Annotated in this window: 23 protein-coding genes, 1 tRNA gene and 2 pseudogenes; 7 read left to right on the top strand and 19 right to left on the bottom strand. The window is 57.3% G+C overall.

The features are described from left to right. The first annotated feature begins 68 nt into the window (after positions 1-68). The 4 genes from pstA (at position 69) to ABGT79_RS13185 (ending at position 2,784) form a co-directional block, all read left to right on the top strand. A complete protein-coding gene (gene pstA, locus ABGT79_RS13200) occupies positions 69-941 on the top strand; it encodes a phosphate ABC transporter permease PstA (protein ID WP_346666568.1) in 873 nt (290 codons plus the stop codon). Between the two features lie 154 nt (positions 942-1,095). Further along, entirely contained in the window at positions 1,096-1,515 is a 420-nt protein-coding gene (locus ABGT79_RS13195; RefSeq protein ID WP_346666567.1) for a MarR family transcriptional regulator, read from the top strand. A gap of 199 nt (positions 1,516-1,714) precedes the next feature. Further along, the gene (locus ABGT79_RS13190) at positions 1,715-2,092 is read left to right on the top strand and encodes a cupin domain-containing protein (protein ID WP_346666566.1); all 378 of its coding nucleotides are present in this window, start codon (positions 1,715-1,717) and stop codon (positions 2,090-2,092) included. A gap of 503 nt (positions 2,093-2,595) precedes the next feature. Beyond that, entirely contained in the window at positions 2,596-2,784 is a 189-nt protein-coding gene (locus ABGT79_RS13185; RefSeq protein ID WP_346666565.1) for a hypothetical protein, read from the top strand. Between the two features lie 222 nt (positions 2,785-3,006). On the opposite strand, the gene ABGT79_RS13180 is transcribed toward ABGT79_RS13185, so the two are convergent. The 16 genes from ABGT79_RS13180 to ABGT79_RS13105 form a co-directional block, all read right to left on the bottom strand. Beyond that, complete coding sequence (locus ABGT79_RS13180) at positions 3,007-3,267, bottom strand: hypothetical protein (protein ID WP_346666564.1); 261 nt, start codon at positions 3,265-3,267, stop codon at positions 3,007-3,009. Between the two features lie 1,569 nt (positions 3,268-4,836). After that, positions 4,837-5,304 carry an ERCC4 domain-containing protein gene (locus ABGT79_RS13175; protein ID WP_346666563.1) on the bottom strand — a complete coding sequence of 156 codons (468 nt, stop codon included), beginning with the start codon at positions 5,302-5,304 and terminating at the stop codon, positions 4,837-4,839. Beyond that, entirely contained in the window at positions 5,301-5,558 is a 258-nt protein-coding gene (locus ABGT79_RS13170) for a hypothetical protein (RefSeq protein ID WP_346666562.1), read from the bottom strand. The genes ABGT79_RS13175 and ABGT79_RS13170 overlap by 4 nt, the downstream gene beginning before the upstream one ends. A 165-nt stretch (positions 5,559-5,723) precedes the next feature. Continuing rightward, a complete protein-coding gene (locus ABGT79_RS13165; protein WP_346666561.1) occupies positions 5,724-6,155 on the bottom strand; it encodes a hypothetical protein in 432 nt (143 codons plus the stop codon). A 296-nt stretch (positions 6,156-6,451) separates the two neighbouring features. Continuing rightward, entirely contained in the window at positions 6,452-9,106 is a 2,655-nt protein-coding gene (locus tag ABGT79_RS13160) for a DUF927 domain-containing protein (RefSeq protein WP_346666560.1), read from the bottom strand. Beyond that, positions 9,096-9,284, bottom strand: coding sequence for a hypothetical protein (locus tag ABGT79_RS13155; RefSeq protein ID WP_346666559.1), 189 nt, complete (start codon positions 9,282-9,284; stop codon positions 9,096-9,098). Before ABGT79_RS13155 ends, ABGT79_RS13160 begins: the two co-directional genes overlap by 11 nt. After that, positions 9,284-9,421 (bottom strand): hypothetical protein, encoded by a 138-nt coding sequence (locus tag ABGT79_RS13150; RefSeq protein ID WP_346666558.1) that lies wholly within the window; start codon positions 9,419-9,421, stop codon positions 9,284-9,286. The genes ABGT79_RS13155 and ABGT79_RS13150 overlap by 1 nt, the downstream gene beginning before the upstream one ends. Positions 9,422-9,500: 79 nt before the next feature. Next, positions 9,501-9,854, bottom strand: coding sequence for a hypothetical protein (locus ABGT79_RS13145; RefSeq protein WP_346666557.1), 354 nt, complete (start codon positions 9,852-9,854; stop codon positions 9,501-9,503). A 31-nt stretch (positions 9,855-9,885) separates the two neighbouring features. Next, a complete protein-coding gene (locus ABGT79_RS13140) occupies positions 9,886-10,323 on the bottom strand; it encodes a hypothetical protein (RefSeq protein WP_346666556.1) in 438 nt (145 codons plus the stop codon). Continuing rightward, a complete protein-coding gene (locus tag ABGT79_RS13135; RefSeq protein ID WP_346666555.1) occupies positions 10,317-10,547 on the bottom strand; it encodes a helix-turn-helix domain-containing protein in 231 nt (76 codons plus the stop codon). The genes ABGT79_RS13140 and ABGT79_RS13135 overlap by 7 nt, the downstream gene beginning before the upstream one ends. Positions 10,548-11,136: 589 nt before the next feature. Further along, positions 11,137-12,339, bottom strand: a complete 1,203-nt coding sequence (locus ABGT79_RS13130) for a phage integrase central domain-containing protein (RefSeq protein ID WP_346666554.1) — start codon at positions 12,337-12,339, stop codon at positions 11,137-11,139. 186 nt (positions 12,340-12,525) lie between these two features. Continuing rightward, positions 12,526-12,602, bottom strand: a tRNA-Pro gene (locus ABGT79_RS13125). Between the two features lie 273 nt (positions 12,603-12,875). Continuing rightward, positions 12,876-14,084: a [FeFe] hydrogenase H-cluster maturation GTPase HydF gene (gene hydF / locus ABGT79_RS13120; protein ID WP_346666553.1), complete on the bottom strand. Its 1,209-nt coding sequence runs from the start codon at positions 14,082-14,084 to the stop codon at positions 12,876-12,878. A gap of 39 nt (positions 14,085-14,123) precedes the next feature. After that, positions 14,124-15,317 (bottom strand): [FeFe] hydrogenase H-cluster radical SAM maturase HydE, encoded by a 1,194-nt coding sequence (gene hydE, locus ABGT79_RS13115; protein WP_346666552.1) that lies wholly within the window; start codon positions 15,315-15,317, stop codon positions 14,124-14,126. A gap of 6 nt (positions 15,318-15,323) precedes the next feature. Next, positions 15,324-15,572, bottom strand: a complete 249-nt coding sequence (locus tag ABGT79_RS13110) for a TM1266 family iron-only hydrogenase system putative regulator (protein ID WP_294485795.1) — start codon at positions 15,570-15,572, stop codon at positions 15,324-15,326. Between the two features lie 507 nt (positions 15,573-16,079). Then, positions 16,080-16,601: a nitroreductase gene (locus ABGT79_RS13105; RefSeq protein ID WP_346666551.1), complete on the bottom strand. Its 522-nt coding sequence runs from the start codon at positions 16,599-16,601 to the stop codon at positions 16,080-16,082. A 227-nt stretch (positions 16,602-16,828) separates the two neighbouring features. On the opposite strand from ABGT79_RS13105, the gene ABGT79_RS13100 reads away from it, so the two are divergent. The 3 genes from ABGT79_RS13100 to ABGT79_RS13090 are packed head-to-tail and all read left to right on the top strand — an operon-like array spanning position 16,829 to position 19,752. After that, entirely contained in the window at positions 16,829-17,314 is a 486-nt protein-coding gene (locus tag ABGT79_RS13100) for a CvpA family protein (RefSeq protein ID WP_346666550.1), read from the top strand. 39 nt (positions 17,315-17,353) lie between these two features. Next, positions 17,354-18,205, top strand: coding sequence for a nucleoside triphosphate pyrophosphohydrolase (mazG, locus tag ABGT79_RS13095; protein WP_346666549.1), 852 nt, complete (start codon positions 17,354-17,356; stop codon positions 18,203-18,205). Between the two features lie 29 nt (positions 18,206-18,234). Then, positions 18,235-19,752, top strand: coding sequence for a dienelactone hydrolase family protein (locus tag ABGT79_RS13090; protein WP_346666548.1), 1,518 nt, complete (start codon positions 18,235-18,237; stop codon positions 19,750-19,752). A 99-nt stretch (positions 19,753-19,851) separates the two neighbouring features. On the opposite strand, the pseudogene tnpA (ABGT79_RS13085) reads toward ABGT79_RS13090, so the two are convergent. The 3 genes and pseudogenes from tnpA (ABGT79_RS13085) to ABGT79_RS13075 all read right to left on the bottom strand — a co-directional run bounded on the left by tnpA (ABGT79_RS13085) (position 19,852) and on the right by ABGT79_RS13075 (position 22,161). After that, positions 19,852-20,371: pseudogene (tnpA, locus tag ABGT79_RS13085) on the bottom strand (IS200/IS605 family transposase). 129 nt (positions 20,372-20,500) lie between these two features. Beyond that, a pseudogene (tnpA, locus tag ABGT79_RS13080) lies at positions 20,501-20,925 on the bottom strand (IS200/IS605 family transposase). Positions 20,926-21,081: 156 nt separating this feature from the next. Then, entirely contained in the window at positions 21,082-22,161 is a 1,080-nt protein-coding gene (locus ABGT79_RS13075) for an alpha/beta hydrolase (RefSeq protein WP_346666547.1), read from the bottom strand. Positions 22,162-22,406 lie beyond the last annotated feature (245 nt).

Here is a 22,406-nt window from a genome sequence, read left to right as displayed (position 1 = left end):
ATTCCGCCCAGAGCCCTACCAGGGCCATGCAACATTCGACCGAATCTGCAACGTCTTTGAGAGAACCTATGAATACCGCCAAGCGTAACCTGTTTCGTCTGCGCCTTCAGAAGGTGATGTTCGGGTTGCTGCACGCCTCCGCCGCCATCAACGTTCTGGCGCTGTCGGGCGTGTGCCTGTATCTCGCCATCAACGGCTTCTCCTCGCTTTCCTGGGAGTTCCTCACGGAATTCCCCAGAAAAATGATGACGGAAGGCGGCATCATGCCCTGCATCGTGGGCACGTTTCTGCTCGCGTTCGGCTCCATGATCATCGTCTTTCCCATCGGCGTGGCCACGGCCGTCTATCTGCATGAATACAGCCGGCACTCCCGCCTCACCTACTACATCCGCTTCGGCATCAACAACCTTGCCGGCGTGCCCTCCATCGTCTTCGGCCTGTTCGGCCTCTCCTTCTTCGTCACCTTCCTCGGGCTCGGCGTGAGCCTCATTTCCGGCATCCTCACCCTTTCCATTCTCACGCTGCCCATCATCATCAACACCGCCGAAGAATCGCTGCGCCGCGTGCCCGATTCCTGGCGCGAAGCCTCCTTCGCCATGGGAGCCACCAAGGTGCAGACCATCCTGCGGGTGGTCATTCCCGCCGCATTCCCCGGCATGCTCACCGGCTGCATCCTCGGCCTCGCCCGCGCCGCCGGCGAAACCGGCGCCATCATGTTCACGGCCGCCGTCTATTTCACCCCGCACATGCCCGACTCCCTGCTGAGCCCCGTCATGTCCCTGCCCTACCACATGTACATCCTCGCCACCTCGGGCACGGAAATAGAAAAAACCCTTCCCCTGCAGTACGGCACGGCGCTCATGCTCATCTTCCTTGTCGTGGGCATGAACCTTCTGGCCATCATTCTCCGCGACCGCCTGCAGAACAAAAACAAACAGTAACGCATCAGGCGTCTTTTCCGCGCCGCCACATCTCACAGGTACCGGTCCTGCCGCCTCCTCGCAGAAATCCGGCCGCCTCGGATCACGATCGGAACCAGGGTCGTGATCCATTTTTTTCTTGACATAAATTCGATATCAAACTAAAAACCTTCTCATGAAACATCAAGCCATTCTCAATTACGCCAGTCGGCTGCGCGAGGCCGGCAACGCCTTCATCCTCGGCGAACTGGAAAAAGCCGGGCTGAAGGACATCGCGCCGAGTCACGGCATCGTGCTGCACCTGCTTTTCGAGGCCGGAGAGCTCAACATGAGCGAACTTGCCGCACAGGCCCGCCGCACAAAGTCAACACTCACCACGCTTGTGACCAAGCTGGAACGCCACGGCTACGTGGAACGCATTCCCGATCCCGCAGACTCCCGGGGCGTCAGGGTGCGGCTCACCGACAAGGGAAAGGCGCTCAAACCGGCGTTTATCGCCATTTCCGACGGGTTGCAAAACATCATCCTGTCCAGACTCACGGCGCAGGAAGCCGACGAGCTCGAACGCCTTCTGGCAAAATGTGTGGAGTCGTAACCGCTTTCCGCTGGGCGAATCGCCATTTCCGGGGCGAAATGCGCTGTTCCAGCAAACGGCTCGCCCTGCGGAAAACGCATCCGGCGTCACAATCGTGAGCATTTCTCATGACGCCGACAGGTTGAGGCCTGCCGTTCCCCTTGCGGAACGGCAAAAATTTTTCATAAAAAGTTTGATATCTAATCAAAAGGAGCATTCCATGTCCCAGTACAAACTCGACTGCATTGATCTTTCCGCCTCGCGCACCGAACTGCATGATCTTCTCAGCCTGACCGGCGCGGAAATTTCCTGCAACAATCTGCCCGCGGGCGTCTCCGTGCCCTTTGTACATGCGCACAAGCACAATGAAGAAGTCTATCTCGTGCTGGAAGGCGAAGGCAGACTGTATGTTGACGGCAAGGAACTGCCGCTGAAGGCAGGAAGCTGTTTCCGCATCGATCCCGGCGCGGAGCGCTGCATCAGCGCCTCTGCCGACAAGGGCATCTGTTTTCTCTGCATCCAGGTCAAGGCCGGAAGCCTCGACGCCTTTACCATGAACGACGCAGTTCTGTCGGACAAGAAGCCCAGCTGGCTGTAATGCCGCATCCATGCGCGCAGCAGGAAAGCGCTCATGCAAAAGCGGCCCATGCTGCGCGCCAGTCGCGGCATGAGAGCGGCATAAGGCGGATGCACGGCGTCGGTTCCGCGCCGAAGCGCCGTCGTCATGCATCCGCCGATTGACCTGCCGCCCATATTCCCGCGGATCTCCGCATGCAAAAACAGCCCCCGTGACGTCTCGCGGAGGCTGTTTTTTTTTGCGCCTTTCACGTTTGCCAAAGATGTCATGACAAGACGAAGTCCTGCACCGACATCATGACGCCACCAAACGCGGGGAGATTCGGCAATGATTCAAGGTCGCTGACGGCAAAAGCCGGTGATTCACCGGAGAGTCGCTTTGTCGAACATTCCCCCGCAGGAGCGTCGAAAAATCTCACGCCGGCGCCCTCATCCCGGAAGAGATGATTGACAATGCTCCCAGCTATGCTACCAATAAGCTACAGGTCAAGAAAATTCATATATTTCAAAACAAAAGGCAACGTTATGATGACCAGACGCTCTTTTCTCCGCACCTTTGCGGCTCTGGCGACCATCGGCATGGCGACCTCGTCGCTGACCGGATGCGTTGTTCCTCCTCCGCCGCCCGACCATCACAAGCCGAAGAAGCGCCCCCGCCGTCCGCCCAAGGGGCATCGTCCTCCGCCCCCGCCTCCGCCTCACAGATACTGGTAATGCAAGGCCCCCGAAGATTATCGGGGGCTTTCCCCTCAGGCCGGGCCTGCACTTTTTCTGCCCTTTTGCGATGGCAGAATCATAATTGACAGTTCAATACTCCTATTTCATTGAATATATTTTTTACACATATCCGATATGCCACTAGAAATGGCACTATTTTTCAATCTGTCCCACTAGGCGAGGTCATCCCCTTTTGTCGCCTGTGCCGACATTCACCACTCAATAACGCCGCCATCCTCGCCGCCGGTCATCATCGTCATCATCCCAGTCGTCATCATCGTCGTCATCTTCGTCATCGTCCCAATCACCATCGTCATCATCGTCATCATCATCGTCATCCCAGTCATCGGCGTAGGCCGTCCCTGCATCAGTCGACACGCCTAATGAATTCACTACCACGGGAGCAAACCCTTCACAGAAGACAAGGGAGACCGTCAGTAGAAACAACGCCATTACCAAAGAAAGCAGCTTGTGGGTCATGGTATCCTCACAGGTTGCAGGTTGAGACTTCACATCAACGTTACGGAACAAGTGTTACCCGGATATGGCTTAATTTTCACCGGCAAAGTGAGGGCACGAAAAAAGGACGCCCAGTTTCCCAAGCGTCCTATCCGAGACTGGCAGGCGGGTTTATCCACCCCACCGGGGGAGGACGTTCCTGCCACGGCGCGGACTTCTCGGGTAGTCCTGCGTCGTTCCCCTTTTTGCAGCCAGTGCGGCCGCCGATGTGTGCACACACTCTCACTTGCCGGGCATATCGTCAAGCCTCGCCCACAAGAAAAAGGCCGCCCGGTTACCCAGACGGCCCGCAACCTTGGAGGCGCTTCCCATGAATCGCCCGTTGTCCCCGCGTTCAATCTCTCATGCCGGACATACCCCGTCAAGCCGCCACGCGCCACGGAGGGACACGTTTACCGCCCGGCCTGTGTTGGTCATGTCGTCCCCGTTCCACGCCTCTACGGCCTTGTGGCGAGTTCCGGCAGGTGAGGAAGCAACGCGCTCAGATATGAGCCGGTTCACTCCCTTTTGGGTGATTTGGCCACTGCCCGGCAGGAGGGGAGGCGTGCTATCCTGATCGGGGGAGGTGTACGAATCTTTCACCCCTTGCCGGTCCTTTTTTTGTGGTTTACGCCGTCAACCAGCCGTCAACTTACGTCTCTTTTTTGTGGTGAACGGTGTTAAGTCCGGTGTTAACTTTTCGAGCTGCTACCTTCTTTTTTTGCGGTTGCCACCTGCTACCAGCCTGCTACCTTACCGCTCCCAAAACCTTATGGTAACCTTAGTGTGAATTCTGCCCCTGCCTTACCGTAACCTTACCGTCCCAAACCTTGCAGTAACCTTGCTGTACCCTCACACTTTCCTAACACTTCCCCGGAGCCTGCGCCGCCTCTCCCTGCGGCTTTCCCTGCGCGCCTTCCGCCTTGCCAACCTCGCCGTAACCTCGTTGTCCTTGCCCGTCCTCTTGGTTCCCTCATGGTTCCCCGTGTCATCCCATCCCAGTCCGTCCCGGCCGGAAGAGGGTCGATTTCCGAACTTGAGTTTTATTGATGAGTCCTCCCACACCAGTCCGGCGGGGAGAGGATCAAGCAACGCATTGGCAAGTATCTCTTCCGCCGTCCAGTCGTCCACGTCGCACCGTGACCACGGATCGAGCCACGCGTCCCCGGCCTTGTCCTCATGCCGGAGCGCCTTCAACTCGTCCCGCTCAGCCTTGCGCCTTTCGTCCTGATACTTCCGCCTGCAATGATCGGAGCAGTAAAGCCTATGCCTTGTCGAGCCGTCGGGGAGAGGACCGCCGCAATACCGGCATAGACGCATGGAACCGCTCACCGCCTCACCTCCCTGTCATGGCCTGAAGGACTCGCCATTCTACGCCCTCGCACACCGGCGGCACACACCGCGCCCCGGCATACGAATAGAGGCCGCCCCAGTCTCCCGGGAACGGCCCCCGCGCACCGGCCTCTCGATGCTTTCCCAAGTTTTACCAAGTAGGGACAGTTTGCGCACCTCTAGTTTTCCGTAGTAGGCGACCCCTGTTCCGACCTGCTTTTACAGGACGCCCACGGCCTCCTGTATGGCCTTCACTTCATGCGCCTTGCCCTTGAGGTACTGCCGAAGAAAACCGGCCGTGACTGCCTCGGCGTTCTCCCTGTTACCGGCAAAGAGGAAGGGTACACGATGCCTTGCCATGAAGGCCAGTACCGACGCCATGCCAGCCCCCGGAGAGAGCTTTGAACGATACTTTCCGGCCGCCAAGTCCTGCCATGAGCTTTCGACAACCACGGCGAAGGCTTCCAGCGCGGCCGCCCTCATGAGTTCCCGCTGGAACCGCTCCCGCTCTTTCCCAAGACACATGACCAAATCAGCAAGGCTCTTTCGTTCCACGGCCACGCGATCAGTCAGCCCGGCAAGGGAATAGTCTCCCAGGGACAGCGTTCCGCGCTCCGTTTCAATGTCGCCGTTTTGTCCCAGGAACGCGAACGGCCGCTGTTCCCACGTGTCTATGATGATCTTCACTCTTTCACCTCCTGCACCTCTTCAGGAGTTTCCCCAGTTTCAAGAAGTTCGCGCATTTCTTTTATGCACTGGTAAGCGTTCAGCAGCAGACCGACCGCCCCAAGATTCCACCTCTCTGCAAGAATCTTGTCAGCAGAAAGAAGCAAGGCGTCCATAACTTGGAACTCGTCCATATAGGCAACCTTCAACTTCTTATCATCCACAAGGCAAGTCTCACCGTTTACAACGTATTCAACATCTAGCTTTTCAAGCATTACTTTTTCTCCCGCCTGCGCCACGGAGAGGCGCGTTTCTTCTTTTCCCGATGGATGGCCACGCCATGCCAAAAAACAGGCACAGACGGCCTTGCAGCTACTGCGCTAACATTTGAGCGCAGCTAGCGAGCTGAAATTTCAGCCCGTTGAACCCGCAGCCCCCCCTCACCATGTCGCCGTATCCGTCTCCGCGTCCCTCTGGAACTTCGGCCACGCTGCACCCCACACAGCACAGAACGGCCCGCGCCCCATGCGGAAGAACCGACAGGCCCCGCAGCCCTTCCCGTACCCAGCGCAGAACGTGGGGAAGTCGGGGAAGCCTCTCCGATCCACCGGGGGAGACTGGAACCGCGCCCGCGCCCTTGCGCCGACTTCCGACGCCTCGCCCGACTCCGTTCCCCATCCCATAGCCTCGGCCTCACCAGCGGCCCCTACAGGCTCCGCAAGGGACCTTTCTTCCGGCAGGGTAGGAAGCTCATCTTTTGCCGGTTCCCCCGCGTTCTTTTCCTCTACCCGTTCTTCCGCCTGCCCCTTTTCGAGGTCATCGGATTCATACATATCGCCCATCATCAAGCCGAACATTTCGCTTTCGTTCATGGCCTCACCGCCTGAAAAACAAAACAAGTATGATTTTTTGCTTGGGGCACTTGGGGCAGTTGGGGCACCCGTTGCGGCACAACGGTTTTCAGCCGTTTTTGCCTGCCCCAAACGCTTTTTTATTTTGGGGCACTTGGGGCACCCCCGCAAATTTTGCAAGCCTTCAATTTCTTGCCTGCCCCATTTTTTCGGGGCACTTGGGGCACTTTTGGGGCAGATTTTTTCAATGTAACTAATTGAAATATATGAACTGCCCCATCTGCCCCAGTTGCCCCAACGAAAAAAACAAGTTTGTTTCAGTTTTCGGAGTCATCGGGCATGGTCAGGACGTACACGCGCGGCCTTCCCAGTCCGGGAAGCGACACTTTAGGATCAATTCGCCCGGCCTCAACTTTCAGCCAGCCATGATTTTCAAGCACCGCTAATGCCCTTTTGACTCCATAATCTCCGATCATCTTCTTGAAGGACTCACGCAGCACGATGTATTCATAGCGGTTATCTCCGACCTTCCGCCGGAACCCTACGCGGTTGATGCAAACGGCGTCGGGATGGTCAATGTCCTGAAAGCAGCTTTGCCCGTTGCGCTCAATAAAGAGTTGGACAGCAGATAGGATAGCGGAATCTTCAGAGGCTCCGGCACCACCACGCAAAGAAAGCCAGCCGTCAAAACAGGAACGCACGGCCCACACGGGATTTACGGCATCAGGGATAATCCCGGCAGCCTTGGCAAGATTTCCCGCCACAGCAACCAGCGCAAAGCGGCGGGCCACACGGTGCACCTGTTCACCGGCATCAGAAGGGCACAGCTTGTTTTCTATGCAGGGAATAGCCTTGCCAAGTGTGCTTTGAACCTCGGTATAGTTCTTCACCAGCCAGCCAAGAAAAGCCCTGCTTGCATGGCCATAGTTGTTTTCACACAGGTTCCTTATATGATTCACCAGAGACGCGGAATCATCGAACCCGTGCAACGCGCTCACCATTGAAGTATCAACAGGAATGTTCACATAGCGGACTTCCTGCCCCGCCCTTGGCTTTATTCCTGCTGCTTCAAGCTTATCCTTCAAGCCAACCTCACCACTGGAAAGGAACAACAGACGCCAAGACGCCGTTTGCCTTGCGCCGCCACTACGTCCGGCACGAGTCTTGCCCGAACCATTGGCAAGCATGTAGGCCGCTTCTGACAAGTCATGCGCTTGAACCTCTCCGACTTCATCCAACACCAGAACGCCGTCATTGAACATGGTAGCTACAGCTTCAAGGCCGTTTGAAGTAGTGCGCCAAGTGCGGAGCTTTTCGCATTCATTCCAAGCGGAGGCCGCAACCTTGAGGCAGGTGCTTTTCCCGCAACTGGAATCCCCCTCTATGGAAAAACCGCCGCCTTCCATGCCTGCCGGTTTGAGCAGAGCACCGGCGAAACCAGCGCACAGGAAAAAGGAGAGGCGCGAATTGCCCGCACACAAGGCCGCCATCTCCTGCCATTTCTCAAAGCTTCCGCCCGTCTGGTATGCGTTCCGCACGAAGTCCAGCGTCTGCAATACGACAATGCCATCTTCCGCGCCGATGGTTACATCAGGCAGGACAAAGCAATATTCATCTTCCGTCGTTGCTTTCACGTCTCCCTTGTTGAACCAGCCAACCTTGGAAACGTTGGTAATCATGCGCTTTGTCTGTATGCCGTAGAGAAAGTTCACAAACCTGCCATGCATACCGGGCGCAACACTGTAGCCATCAGCGGCCAGCATAGACGCCCATTCACGGCCTTGCTTTTGTAATGATTCTTCCGGCAGGGCCATACGGTGAAGCACATTTGCAGGGTCACGCCATTCAAGCAGAAAGCCCCAGTTCTTGGAGTGTTCGTCTTTTGTTCTTCCCAGAACCCGGAGAGGCGGCCCAAGTCTGTATTCCTGCACATCGTCTCCCTTCTCTTCCAGCTTGTACAACCCGGCCTTGTCTCCCTTGGCTCGGATGAAATAACCGGCAGGCAGTCGAGTTTCCCCGCCCTCTCTCATGGCCTTCTCGATGCACACGCGCACCCTCTCCGGCCCGTCCTCTGTATCCGTGAAGAGGTCATTGAAATCTGCCTTGCGTCCCCTGATTGCCGGACACACGGCCAGCTTCCCGCCCACGGCCTGCGCCGCCGCCGTCGCCTCCTCTACACCGGTATTCCGGCTTCCGTCCTCGTGGATATCGTTGTCGGCAAGAAGGATGATTTCTCTATCCGGGTATTTGCTTCTCGCCATCCGGGCCACATGTTCAAGGTTCCCGACATCGAAGGCCACAAGCCCGGCGTACCCCGTCGCCATGCAGGCACTGAGCAGCGTTGCACAGCCTTCACCAATGAGCAGCGGCCCGTCCTGCCTTCCGTCTTTTGCCGGTATGGGGAAATAGCAGCCCTTCTTTTCCCCGCCCTTGAGGAAACGCTTGTTGCCCTCGCCGTCAACGAACTGCAGGCTTACTATCCGGCCTTCTGCGTTCCTCACCGGAAGCACCAGCCGCCCGCCTTTGTCCTGTCGCATATCGCCCATAGGAAGCACGCCCTTGCGGCGCAGATAGGCGTTATCCTCTCCGGCAAGGGGGAAGGTTGGAAAGAGGCTGTTCGCCTTCTCAGCGGCGGCCCTGCGCTCCTCCTCCTTCTCTTTCAGAGCCTTTTCTTTGCCTTGCCGGATCCTCTCCCGCATGGCCTCCTTTTCTTCGGCGGTCATGGCGTCCAGCGCGCCACGGTCATACAGGGGAATCGTCCGCCCCTCTCCGCCGTCGTGGTAGTTCACAACGTAGACATTCGGCGGAAAGTCCAGATGTACGGCATACCGGCCGTCAGTGCCTTTCGGCTTCTTCACCGTCCCGCACATGGCCAGTTCACCGCTGAGATCTATTTCATCTTTCAGCACCAACCCGGCGTCAGTAAGGACAGCCCGGGCGCATTCCACAAGTTCGGTATATTCAAAGGGCATTCTTGGCGCTCCATTCGTTGGTAATTTCTTTCAGCAGATACAGACTTACAGCAGAAGCGCGGGACAGCATGGCCGCTTCAAGGTCATCTTCCGCTTTATCGGCCTGCCTCCTCAATGCGCCTACTGCATAGGCCAGCGCCGCTATGTTTTCATGGGTAAAGAGGCGTTCAACGTCCATCAGCGCGCCTCCCCGGTCAGCTCTTCGATGTTGATTCCGGCAGAAGCAAGCTCTTCATCCTGTCGATCGCAGAAGGCGAACACGGCCAGAGTGAATACTAGAGTTCCAGCCACAAGCAGAGTCCCAATCTTGAGCATGACGGACTCAGAGGGGCGCACAGCGGCCTTGCTCGTAGTGTGATGGGAGAGGCTTCCGGCTGTAAGGGAAAGGTTGGCACTACGCATTGTCGGCCCCCTCATCATCGCAGCAGTTCAAGGCAATCAGCCTTTCAACGGCCAGCAGAACGGCGCGCTGGTGCCGGAGTTCCTGCACAAGCTCTTCCACCTGTTTCAGCACGCGCCCCTCGGGGAGAAGCGCACGGCTCAAAGCTTCGCGGGTATCACTGCCTTCCAGCGGAGAAAGCTGGTGGCCGTTGAGCAAAGCAAAGACGATGTCCGGCCAGGATCGGGCCTGTCTGGATATCTGCACCTGCAATGCCTCGACGTGATCGAGCAGTTCAATGGAGCGGTTGAGTTGTTCGGTGGTCAGGGAATTGATGGAACGGGACGCGGTAGTTTTGGCGTCAATCATGGGGAAATACCTCGTTTTGAACTTGGGAGTTTTAAACGCAAAGAGGCGGCAACACCTGCTTTCCCCTACCCAAAACGAAGGTAGCCGTACCCTCTCGGAATACGGAGCTTGCGTTGCCGCCAATATGCACAAAGTCACCGCCAGCAGATACACCACCGGCAGGACGTTTGATAGCAAAAGACTTGCGCACGAATGTTCTTCTACCCCTTGGGAGAGTAGAAAAGGTGTCGCTCACCTTCGTTTTGTACTTGGGGGCCTCAACCATGCCCCATCCCTCGCCATGAGTCAAGGACAATAGACCGCCATAGACCACAATGGAGCCTTGGCAAGTGGCTTTTTGATAGGAAATCACACGGGCGGGGACTTTCCAGAAGGCGGAAGAACGGATAGAATTGCTCATTCCTTCGGGTGCCCCTGCGTTGGTTTCCCCTGATACAGCCTGCGCGGGGGCCTTTTTTGTGTTCAGCATACGGCGTCCCCCTCACCATTGGCCAGCTTGTCCGCATAGGCGTCCAGCCATGCCGTTTCAAAGAGGCTGCACCTTGATCCCTGCTTTATGGGCTTGGGAAGTTCACCACGCTGCACCAGACGCCAAATTGTGGCTTCACTAGTGGCGAGGTACACGGCCGCCTGTTTAGGACGCATGAAGCGGGGACGGATGAACTTTGTGCCGATACCTTTTTTTTCCAACATAAAAAATCCTCTTTTCATATTACAGGTAGAACACTTTGAAACTATATGAGTCTTCATGTTAGCACAGGTGGACACCTGCGGCATAGTTTCATCAGAAAAGAATTGAAAGTTACATGGAAATCTTCACTTGAAAATCCCCTAATACCAACGCTTACACGAAGCATAAAAAAATTTTTCTACAACGAAAAATAGGCATATATTTTTTTACAAGCGTTTTTTTAGATAGCCTCAGTGTACAAAAAAAGCCCGCCGCCTTCATGGCAACGGGCACAATGTCCGGCATGGAAGAGACTTTCACTTCAAGCCGATGAGCTTTTAGGGATTATAGGGATATTAGGAAGTAGTTATTCATCCTGAAAAATGTCGCAAAGTCGCAGTTGTCGCAGCCTGCCACATACACATTCACACGCTGGGGGTTCTTCGAGGCAGGATGGAAGTTGTGTTACACAACTGCCCCTACCTGCCAGAAGGCCGCGCCCTCTGGACTCCCGGAACGCTCGGCGCTCCGCTTCTCGCATTCCACACCGACAATCTTCCGATCCTGTCGCAATGTCGCAGTTGTCGCAGGGGGTCTAGCACGGAAATACGCCTATTGCCCAGCCCTCAGCCTGTCCAGCCAGTCCGCCCACTCCTGCATCATGGCCGTGCGTTCCGGCAGGTACTCAGCGCGATTGTATGCCGCCCTTACCTGATTCCTTTCCGAGTGGGCAAGTGCTGACTCTATCACGTCTGACCGCCACTTGCCGGACTCGTTCAAATGGGTTGAGGCAATGGAGCGGAAGCCGTGAATACACATTTCATCCCGCCCGTATCCCATCCGGCGCAAGGCATTGAGCAAGCCCACGTCTGTTATTGACCGCGTGTTGGATTGTGCGGATGGGAACAGCAAGCCCGTGTGTCCCGTCCACTCGTGCAACTCAGTGAGCAGCTTCACCACCTGCCGGGCAAGGGGAACCGTGTGCGGTGACTTCATCTTCATCCGCTCCGCCGGGATATTCCATACGGCCTTGTCGAAGTCGATTTCATCCCATCGGGCATTGCGCAACTCCTGAGAACGCACAAACAAATAGGGCATGAGCTTCAAAGCGTACTTCACGGAAAAAGAGCCCTGATATTCGTCTATGTCCCGGAGCAACTGTCCTATCCGATGCGGATCCAGTATGGCCGCCCTTGGTACGGCCTTCGGTTTCGGCGTCATGGCGGCTGATAGTTCAGCAGCGGCGTTGAACTCGGAATAGCCTGAGGCCACGGCATAGCGGCACACCTGCCTTATGAGACTTGCCAGCCTGTGCGCCATATCGAGAGAACCACGTTCCTCTACTCTACGCAGTCCAACCAATATGTCCGACGGCCTCAACTTGGAAATGGGAACATCTCCCAGGAAGGGAAATATCTGATTCTCGAAGCGGGCAAGCGTCTGTCTCTTGTACAGGTCCCGCCTGTCAGTCAGCTTCCGCTCGTAGTACTCCAAGGCCACGACGCGGAAGGTTCGAGCCTGCTCATGCTCTATCCTCTCTGCCTCTGCCCTCTCGGCTTTCTTCTTCTCTGCCGGGTCTATGCCCTGTGCCAAGAGTTCCCGCGCCTTCTCCCTCGCCTGCCGGGCAGCTTTCAAGGAAACATCAGGGTAGACGCCAAAAGCCAGACGCTTTTTCTTTCCGGCAAAGTAGTAGGTGAATCGCCAATACTTACCATCCTGAAAGTTCAGACCGCCCCCGTCGGACTTCATAGGCACCTTCTCGCCCTTCTTTGCCCGCCGGTGTAGCTCCCTAAGCGTGGTGTCTGTCAGTGCCATAGCCTCCCCCTGTAGTGCCATCTTTGATAGTGCCATCGAAAAAAAGAAAAATATGGCTCCAAAAGTGACACCATTTTGGTGCTATGTCTATGGACCTCATGAGAGGACATGAGAGGAACGAAGCAAGATAAAAGTAAAGCCTCATAAGGACTTAGAGACCTTATGAGGCTTTATGAGTGTTTAGTTTGGTCGGGATGGCAGGATTTGAACCAGCGACCCCAGCGTCCCGAACGCTGTACTCTACCAAACTGAGCCACATCCCGACAACGAAGGGGAATATAGCCGGACCCGCTCCAAAAGGCAAGTGTTTTTCTTCCCCTTTTGATAAAAAAGATTTCTACGGTGCTCTTTCTCCCGGAGAATCCTCAGCGATCCCCCGCAGCTTTCGCCCCTCTCCGGCCGAATTGCCGGAAAACGTCTGCAAGGGGCAACCTTTCCCTTCTCTCTTTATTTGCAGAGGCAAGAACGCGTTGCTTCACCGCAGCGACGAAGCAACGCGTTCTTCCGTCATCGACTCAAAGCGCGCCGAACCACGTTCAGGCGTGTACCACCTTGTCCAGAATACCCGTGAGCTTGGCAAGCGCCACGCCGTAGTTGCACAGGGGAACGCCCTGCTCTCTGGCCTTCTGTACCCGCGACATCATATAAGTTCTGTTGAACATGCACGCGCCGCAATGAATAATGAGATCGTACGGCGTCAGATCCGTCGGGAAGTCCGTTCCACTCACTACCTTGATTTCCAGCGTTTCGCCGAAACGGGCCCTCAGCCTGCGCGGAATTTTCTCCCGGCCGATGTCTTCCGCAAGCGGCACGTGCGTACACGCTTCCGCAATGAGCACTTTGGAGTGCGGCGTCAGGCGGTCGATGGCTTCCGCGCCCTTGAGAAACTCATTGATGTCTCCCTTGTATCCCGCCATCAGAATGGAAAATGACGTCAGCAGGCTTTCCGCAGGCTTGAGCTTCCAGACTTCGGCGAACACCTGCGAATCCGTGATGATGAGATGCGGAGGCTGCGAAAGCGCGCTCAGCGTCTGCGCTATCTTGTCGGCCGTGCAGCTGGCAATAATGCATTTTTTGTCCAGCAGTTCCCGGGTGACCTGCACCTGCGGCAGAATGAGGCGTCCCTGCGGAGCCTGAATGTCCTGCGGCATGACCAGCATGACCACGTCGCCTTCTCCGCAAAGATCGCCGGTGAGCTTCATGGTTCCCCAGTCGGCCGGCACCAGACGCAGCATGGTCTCGCGCAGCACGGGCATGTTCGTGCCCTCCTTTGCGCTCACCACCACGGGCTTTTTGCCGAGCTCGTCGGCTATGCGGGAAGACAGGCTCTCAAGTTCGGCCTCGCTGTGCTCGTCCATCTTGTTGAGCACCACGATGAACGGCGTCTTGCGCGCCTTCAGCGACGCCGCCCACTTCTTTTCCACGGAAAGATCGTCTCCGTCTGTCACCACAAGCAGCGCCATGTCGGTTTTCTCCAGCGCCAGCCGGGTTTTTTCCACGCGAAGCTCGCCCATGGGGCCGACGTCGTCGAAACCTGCCGTGTCGATGAGCACGCACGGACCGAGTCCGTGAATTTCCATGGACTTGTACACCGGATCCGTCGTTGTTCCCGCCGTTTCGGAAACAATGGCCGTTTCGTGTCCGGTAATGGCGTTGATGAGGGAAGACTTGCCCGCGTTGCGCCTGCCGTAAATGCCTATGTGCAGTCGCCCCGAACGCGGCGTATCATTAATACTGTCGGACATACCGTCTCCTTTTCCAGCAAAACACGGTCCGCTTCACAGTCAGCAGGACCGAAAATCGCCCCTGTCCACGACGATGTCGTACCCGACGGCGCGTATGCGCTCCCGAAGTTCCCGGACATTGTCGGCGCATTCCGCGCCTTCCGAGAGCTTGTTGTTGTAAAGACGGTAGCGCGCCCGCGCCTCGCGGGGCGAAAGATTAGGCATGAGCACATTGGCTCCGGCCAGAATGCCGCGTTCGCGACCGTTGCCCGCCGCGGTTCCCAGCGCCGTTGTGGAAGGAAGCATGGCGCAGGGCAGCAGCAGCCGCACCAAGGCCACCATCACCAGCGTTCTTTCCACGCTGCCGGCGGGAAACGCGGCGAACGGCGTCTGCGCATGAGGAATGAACGGTCCGATGCCCACCATTTCCGGCTGAAAATCGCGCAGAAAGCACAGATCCTTCACCAGGCAGTCCGTGGTCTGCCAGGGCGAGCCCACCATGAACCCCGCGCCGGTCTGATACCCGCAGCTCTTGAGCTCCTTCAGGCAGTCCATGCGATGCTTCCATGACTGCGCCGCGGGGTGCAGCTTGGCGTAATGCACGGGATCGGCCGTTTCATGCCGCAAAAGAAAACGATCGGCTCCGGCATCCTTCAAAAGTCGATACGACTCCGTCGAACGCTCTCCCACCGACAGCGTGACCGCGCAGTCGGGCCAGCGCTTCTTGATGCTGCGCAGCATGTCGGCAAGCCGCTCGTCGGTGAACCAGGCGTCCTCGCCGCCCTGAAGAACAAAGGTGCGGAATCCCAGCCCGTAGCCGTGCTCGCAGCAGTCCAGAATCTGTTCGGAAGAAAGACGGTAGCGTTCCGCCTGCGTGTTGCCTGCGCGTATGCCGCAGTATCGGCAATTCTGACGGCAGATGTTTGAAATTTCTATGAGCCCGCGGATATAAACGCGATTGCCGAAATGCGCCAGCGCCTTTTCACGCGCCGCGGCAAACAGCGCGTCCTTCACCGCACCTGCCTCTTCCGCAGACAGCGCGCTCTCAGGCGAACGTTCCGCAGGCGACGCGGCCGCGGCCGGAAGTCCGGCTTCGGCAAGATATTCCACCTCCAGCGCCAAGGCGTTTTCGGGCACAGAACCGGCAAAACGCTCCGGGGCGCAGGCGTCGATAAAGGCTCCCAGACGTTCCGGGCCGGGGAAGCGCCCCTCGACCAGCTCCTGAATCACGGAAAGGCAAGACGAAACATTCATCATGACTCAGCGCCTCGAAACAGCGGCCTTGACGGACACGCCGCGAATTTTGCCTATGCGCCCGGTCATGCCGGAAATGGCGTCCATGCTGCCGTCAACGACAAGAGCAATGACGGCCACGCCGCGACTGCGGTAGGGAATGCCGAGACGCCCCACAATGATGTCGGCATACTGATGCAGTATGGCGTTGATCTGCGGCGTGCTTTCCTGATCGTCCACCACGATGCCCACCGTTCCTATCCGAGACTCGCTCATGCTTCCTCCACAGCAGCGGCCGACGACTTGTCGCATTCCGCAGCACTCTTTTCCGGCGTACGCCCGGCGCTTTTCCCGCCGCGCCGTCAGGCGGAGCTTTCTCCCGTCTCCGACGGAAGCGGAGAACGGCAGACGACAGTGCCCCGCGCGCCGCCGGCAACGAAACTTCCTGTATTTTCGGGCAATGAAGGTATAATCCCCCGAACAAAAAGGCAAGCCGGTCCTTTTTTGTCTTCTCAGACTTCCCCGGGCACAAAAACATCGGGGCAGGCCGCTTCGACCTGCAAAGGTCAAGGCAGTCTGCCCACGATGCAAAAAACAGCAAAAAGCCACGAGGTGAAGTGTCGGAGACGACATGTTCACGTCCGCCGCAGCCCGATCAGGGCAGCTCCGAACGATGACGCCGCTGTGCCGGAGCTTTTGCGGCAATCGCCCCGCCCAAAGCGCTTTCAGACGCGTTTCCGGCGGCCCTGGCTCTGCTGAACAGGTTTACGCACGCGCGAAATGCTACACGCGGATGATGTAGCCTTCCTTGCGGGGCTTGGCGGGCGCTTCGCCGTTTTCCGCGGCGTAGCCGAGAATGCAGTGACCCACGCCGGCGTAGTCGCCTTCGATGCCCCAGCTCTTGAGCAGCGCCTTGCCTTCTTCCGATTCAAACTCTTCGCGGGCGCGATGAATCCAGCAGGACGCCACGCCCACGGCATGCGCGGCCAGCATAAGATTGCCCATGACGAGCGAGCCGTCCTCCCGATAGGTGGGACGGGACTTATCCGCCAGCACGACGACCACGGTGGGCGCGCCGTAGAAGGGATCGCCGTTCGTGCCCATAATGGCGGCGTTCATCTTCGAGAGCTTCTCGATGGTGGCCTTGTCCTGCAGCACCACCATCACGGGAGACTGCCAGCCGTGACCGGTAGGCGCCCAGGTTCCGGCTTCGAGAATGGCGTTCAGCTCCTCTTCGGCAATCTGACGGGGCTGAAACTTACGGCAGCTGCGACGGGTTCTGATATCCTGCAAAGTCTCTTTCATGCTTGGTCTCCTCAAAAAGGTTTCGTCCGAAGAAGGATGCATCCTTCTTCGGACGGGCCTCATATTCCTCTCTTTTTTTCATTTAGGCAAGATTTCCGCTCCGGCTTTCGGCCGCCGGGGCGCAACGTTTTTCTTCCTGGATGCACGCGGCGTCCGCTTTTTCTTGACAGTGTCGCCGGTTCCTCTACAATACCCTGACACCTATTTCAGAGGAATGCCGAAGTCCTATGTTTCAAATCAATCTGCTTGACACCGCCCTTCTCATCATTCTGCTCTTTTTCAGCGTCAAGGGACTGATACGGGGCCTGGTGCAGGAAGTCGCGGGCCTGCTCGGCGTGGCGGCCGGCATTGTGCTCGCCCGCACCTTCAGCGCACAGTTTGCGCCCATGCTCACGCAGTACGGCGTTTCGCCGGGCTTCGCGCCCATGCTCTCCATGGCGCTGCTTTTCGTGGCGGGCATTCTTGTGGTGGGGCTTCTTGCCCATGTGCTTCACAACATGCTGGAATCCGCCTTTGCCGGCGGCATAGACCGCATGCTCGGTCTGCTGGCCGGACTGGCCAAAGGCCTCCTTTTCGCCGGAGTCATCGGCTACATCGCCATCCGGCTGCTGCCGGACGTGGACGTGGTCAGGCAATCTCAGGTGCTTCCCCCGCTCATGCGCTTCATTCAGGCGCTCGCCGGCTCTCTCGACCTTCACATTCCTCAACTGTAATTCAGCGCGTTGCGCCGTCATATTCAAACGGAGTCCATCATGAACGAGCAGGAACAGCTTCTTCGCTTTCAGAACGTCGTCAATCAGCTCATCGATCCTGAAAAGGGTTGCCCCTGGGACAAGGAGCAGACCCCCGTATCCATGTGCGAATATCTCATAGAAGAATGTCATGAACTCGTGGACGCCATCCGCTCCGGCAAGCCCGGCCACGCCTGCGACGAAATGGGCGATCTTCTCTTCGTGCTCCTGCTCATGGCCCGCCGCTTTGAACTTGCGGGACAGTTCTCCCTCGGCGACGCCCTCAAAATGGGCGCGGACAAGATGATCCGCCGTCATCCCCACGTGTTCGGCGAAAAGCACTGCGAGAGCATCGACGACCTCATGAAGAACTGGGCCGCCATCAAGAAGGCGGAAAAGGAAGCCGAAGGCGAAGCGTCCAAGGGCGTGCTCTCTTCCGTGCCTTCCGGCCTGCCGCCGCTGACCAAGGCCTACCGTCTGCACGCCAAGGCCGCGGGAGCCGGATTCACCTGGGACGACGACGAAGAGGTCGAACGTCAGGTGGAAGCCGAGTGGCTTGAACTGCTCGACGCCCGCGCCTCGGGCAGCGACGCCGCCAAGGAGCACGAACTCGGAGACATGATCTTTACGCTCGTGGAGCTCGGACGCCGCATGGGCGTCAAGGCCGGTTCCGCCGTGGACTTTGCGGCCAACCGCTTCCGCACCCGTTTTGAAGCCATGGAAAAGCTCGCCCGCGAACGCGGACTCGATTTCAAGGCGCTCAGTCTGGACGAAAAGGACGAACTCTGGAACGAAGTGAAGGCCGCGGAACCCCGCGAAGAACAAGGCCCGGCCGTGGACTTCGCGGCTCCCAAAGAAAACCCCGAAGCCTAGCCAGAAAAGCTCCGCTGCGGAGCAATCTCATGACTCTGACCTCTTTTTGCCCGACCTTGCCTCGTCTGACGCGGCGACTCGTCATCCTCGTGCTGACGGTCTTGATGCTTGCGCCCTGCGCGGAGGCCAGGCAAAAAAATCAGACCATTTATGCCGGCTACCGCACGCTTTCCTCCAGTCTGCCCGCGCAGCGGCTCATGATTCACATGGGCGTCTGGTATCCCACGCGGCGCAAGTCCGGCACCGTGAAGGTGGGCGACTGGAGCTTCAGCGCCGCGCGCAATGCGCCGATCATGGAAGGGCCGTGGCCCGTCATCATTCTGTCTCACGACGTCACGGGCTCGGCCTGGACGCATCACGACATCGCGGCTGAGCTCGCCTCCCGCGGATTCATCGTGGCGGCCCCCACGCACGATCACGACAACGGGGAGGACATGGCGCTGCTCTTCTCCGATCGGGAACTGCCCGTGCGCGCGCTGCAGCTCAGGGCCGCCCTCGACGTCGTGCTTGAGCATCCTCAGATAGGCGCGCAGGCCGACGCCTCCCGCATAGCGTTTCTCGGCTTCGGCATGCCAGCTTCCGCAGGCCTGCTGCTTGCCGGCGGCGAAATGACCCCGGACGCCTGGGCCGACTTCTGCGGAGAACGAGCGCCCGTCAAACCTGCTTCCGGGGAAAGCGACGAAGACATGACGATTCCCTCGCCGGAGCTCACCCTGCCGGACACCATCAAGCCCGACATCCGCCCCGACGATGAAATTCCTCCCATCTCCGTGCCGGAAGTCGTGCCTCCAAAGCCTGTTGCCGAACACAGCATTCCGGAAGAGCTTTCAGGAACGGTGCAGAACTTTCTGGTTACGCCTGCGCTGGCCGATGAAGGGCTTTCGCCTGACGTCAGGGAGCTTTTGCGCCCCACGGACAGCCCGTGGTGCCGTCCGTTTCTCTCCGGCCGCATGGACGAGCTGGTGGAGAGCATGCGTCACCGCACGCTGGAGCGGGAAGAAAAAACCGTCATGATGCATGTGGCTGTCAAGGCACGCGAACAGCTTTTCCGCCGCCTGGCCGACTCCGTGGCGCGCAGCCATCAACGCCAGCTCCGGCTGGCCCGGATCCGCGACATTCCCACTCCGCCCGTGGCGCTTCCCCTGCTGCCGCCTCTCTCTCACAACACGCCCGTGGCGGACGAACGCTTCCGGGCCATGGCCTTCGTCTCGCCCGGCTTCTCCATGCTGTTCAGCCAGGACAGTCTTGCCGACGTTCACATTCCCTGCCTGTTCGTGGGGGCGGAAAAAGAACGCTGGAACCGACCTTCGGAACAGGCCAGACGCTTTGTTGCCATGCTGGGACAAAACACGGAGTACCAGCTGCTGCATCAGGCGGACGCGCCCTCGCTCCAGACGACATGCCCGGATGCTGATCCCGCCATGCCGCTGGCCTCCCTGTGCAACAGCGTGGACGAGGAAACCCGGGAAGCCATACACGCCCGTCTGGTGTCCATGCTTCAGGAATTTTTCAACAGGGTCATGGGACGGGCCGACGCCTCGCGCTGACCGGCTTTCCGCGAGTCCTTTTTCTCAAAAAATTCTTCTTGCGAAATGGGGCCCCACCAGCATAGCCGGTGGGGCCTCTTGTGTTCCTGTATAGCTTTCTTACCAACCGCGTCCTAGAGACGCATATACGATCTGATATCTGATTTCTGTTACCGGCGGCCCCGCAAACGGGCTTCCGGAGTACGGAATACCCGGCCGCCGGCTGCAGCTTATCCTCAGCCATCCTTAGCCGCTGATGCCTGTTGTACTCAGCTATCTTTGCCTTATTCGTGCCCACCGTGTCGACAGAGTAACCACGGCATCAGAACTCCCGATTACGATATTTGAACTTCAGCTCGCCGAGCTGCTCATATATCATCAGGCCGCTCTTTCCTTTCAAATATCCGACAAACGCCGATACCTCATCTTGGGCGGCATCTCAAGCAACATAATGGATATGGTCGGGACAACATTCCACTTCTACTATGCTCACGCCCTTCCACTCACATAATTTCCGCAAGATTTCTCCTATGGCCCTTTTCTTCTCACCATAGAAAATCTGTCAGAGATATTTTGGTACAAATACCATGTGATATTTGCAGTTCCATTTCGTATGCGCTAACTTCTTTGCGTCACCCATTGTGACATCCTTTTGATTTGCTCATGGGCGCAGTTGCCAGACCGCACCCCTTTCTTGACGAATCAAAAGGAGTATTCATAACATACACATGACTATAAATTTTCAGGCCCCCCAGACGAGCTGGGGCTTTTAAGTCAGAACCGCCCCTTCAAGGGGCGGTTTGATTTGACCAGAGGGCTTTGTATCGACTCTCGCCGTAGAGTTATTTACTCCTACTGTGCTGACAAAACAGCCGGTGCACCAGAAATGACGATTGCCGAACTTATGGCGCAGATACGAAAAACTCTCAAATATCATCAAAGAGCTCTTCCCTTTCAAATCCCCCATTACCTGCGCCACGCTATACTCTGGTGGAATCTTGATGCGCATATGGTATGGTCCATACACGCATTTGTTTCTACTATCTCTATTTCTTTGTATTCACACAGTTTTCTCAGAGTTTTTCCTGTCGTTCTGCGATACTTTCCGTATATCAGCTTGCGTCTGAATTTCGGAGCGAAAAGTATATGATACTTGCAGGTCCAACGGGTATGATTTAAACCCTGGTCATTCATTGCTGGGGTCCTTTGTGTATGGATTTCGAGTCGAGACAACTTGTTATTTTACAAAGGAGCCCTCTTTTTAACTTTTAAAAGGCTTCGCCTTTTTGAAACTCCCCGCATCGCGGGGAGTTTTTTGCGCGCACTGCCTCTCCGGCAAAACGTTTATCCTTACAGATTGGCCTTGAAGAACGCCTCTATCTTGTCGAAGGGAATGATGTCCGTTCTGTCGTACAGATCAACGTGGCTTGCGCCGGGAATAATCATCAGTTCCTTGTTGTCGCCCTTGAGTTTCTTGAAGGCGTCTTCACTGAAATAGCGCGAATGCGCCTTTTCGCCGTGAATGAGCAGCACGGCACTGCGAATTTCACCCGCATAGCTCAGCAGCGGCATGTTCATGAAAGACAGGGACGAGGTCGCGTTCCATGCGCCGTTGGAGTTGACGGAGCGGGGATGGAATCCGCGTGGCGTTTTGTAGTAGTTGAAGTAATCCTTCACAAACTGCGGCTCGTCGCCCTTGAGGGCGTCGGGCAGTCTGTTCTGCGAAGGCGCTATCTTGCCGGAACGGGCGTCCTGCGTACGCTGAGCGTTGAGTTGACGGCGCAGTTCATAACGGGCGTCGGCGTCCATGGAATCAAAATAGCCGTTGGCCGTGACGCGGCTCATGTCGTACATGGTGGAAGCCACGGTGGCCTTGATGCGCGTATCCATGGCCGCAGCGTTGAGGCCCATGCCGCCGAAGCCGCAGATGCCGATGATGCCGATGCGTTCCGCGTCCACGTTGTCCAGGGTGGTCAGGAAATCCACCGCCGCGCTGAAATCTTCGGTATTGATGTCGGGAGACGCCACGTTGCGCGGTTCGCCGCCGCTCTCTCCGGTATAGGAAGGATCAAAGGCCAGCGTCAGAAAGCCTCTTTCGGCCATGGTCTGGGCATACAGGCCGGAAGCCTGTTCCTTGACCGCTCCGAACGGTCCGCTCACCGCAATGGCCGCGAGCTTGCCGCTTGTCTGCTTCGGAATGTAGAGATCGCCGACCAGCGTGATTCCGTAACGATTGACGAAGGTTACCTTCTTGTGATCGACCTTGCTGCTCCTGGGAAACGTCTTGTCCCACTTTTGTTCCAGCGTCATTGTCTTACCCTCCTTGGCAGTGCTGCCGGCAAACGCCTGTTCCTGAGTCATCATCGAAGCTCCGGCAAGTGCCGTGATGCCGACAATCGCGCTCATGGCCATGCTGCTTACTTTTTTCATATGGCATTCTCCCCGGGCGCAGGCCCGACTTCATGAGGATGTTCAACTCTGTTGTCTCTCTGATAAAGGAAACGCCTATTCATAGCAAATACTTATATCAAATACCATATTATGCCTAAAAAGCATGGTAATTATGCTGCTCGATGCTCCGATGCACGGCCGCTCCTGCATTCCCTGGCCGCAGGCTCCGGCAGAGCTCTCCCACCAGATGCGGGAAGCTGCGACCGTCCCAAATCGTCCCCGCC

This window comes from uncultured Mailhella sp., assembly GCF_963931295.1.
In the GTDB taxonomy this organism is placed as follows: domain Bacteria; phylum Desulfobacterota; class Desulfovibrionia; order Desulfovibrionales; family Desulfovibrionaceae; genus Mailhella.
Note: the sequence above shows the minus strand (reverse complement) of the source record. Positions and strands in the feature narration are given on the sequence as shown.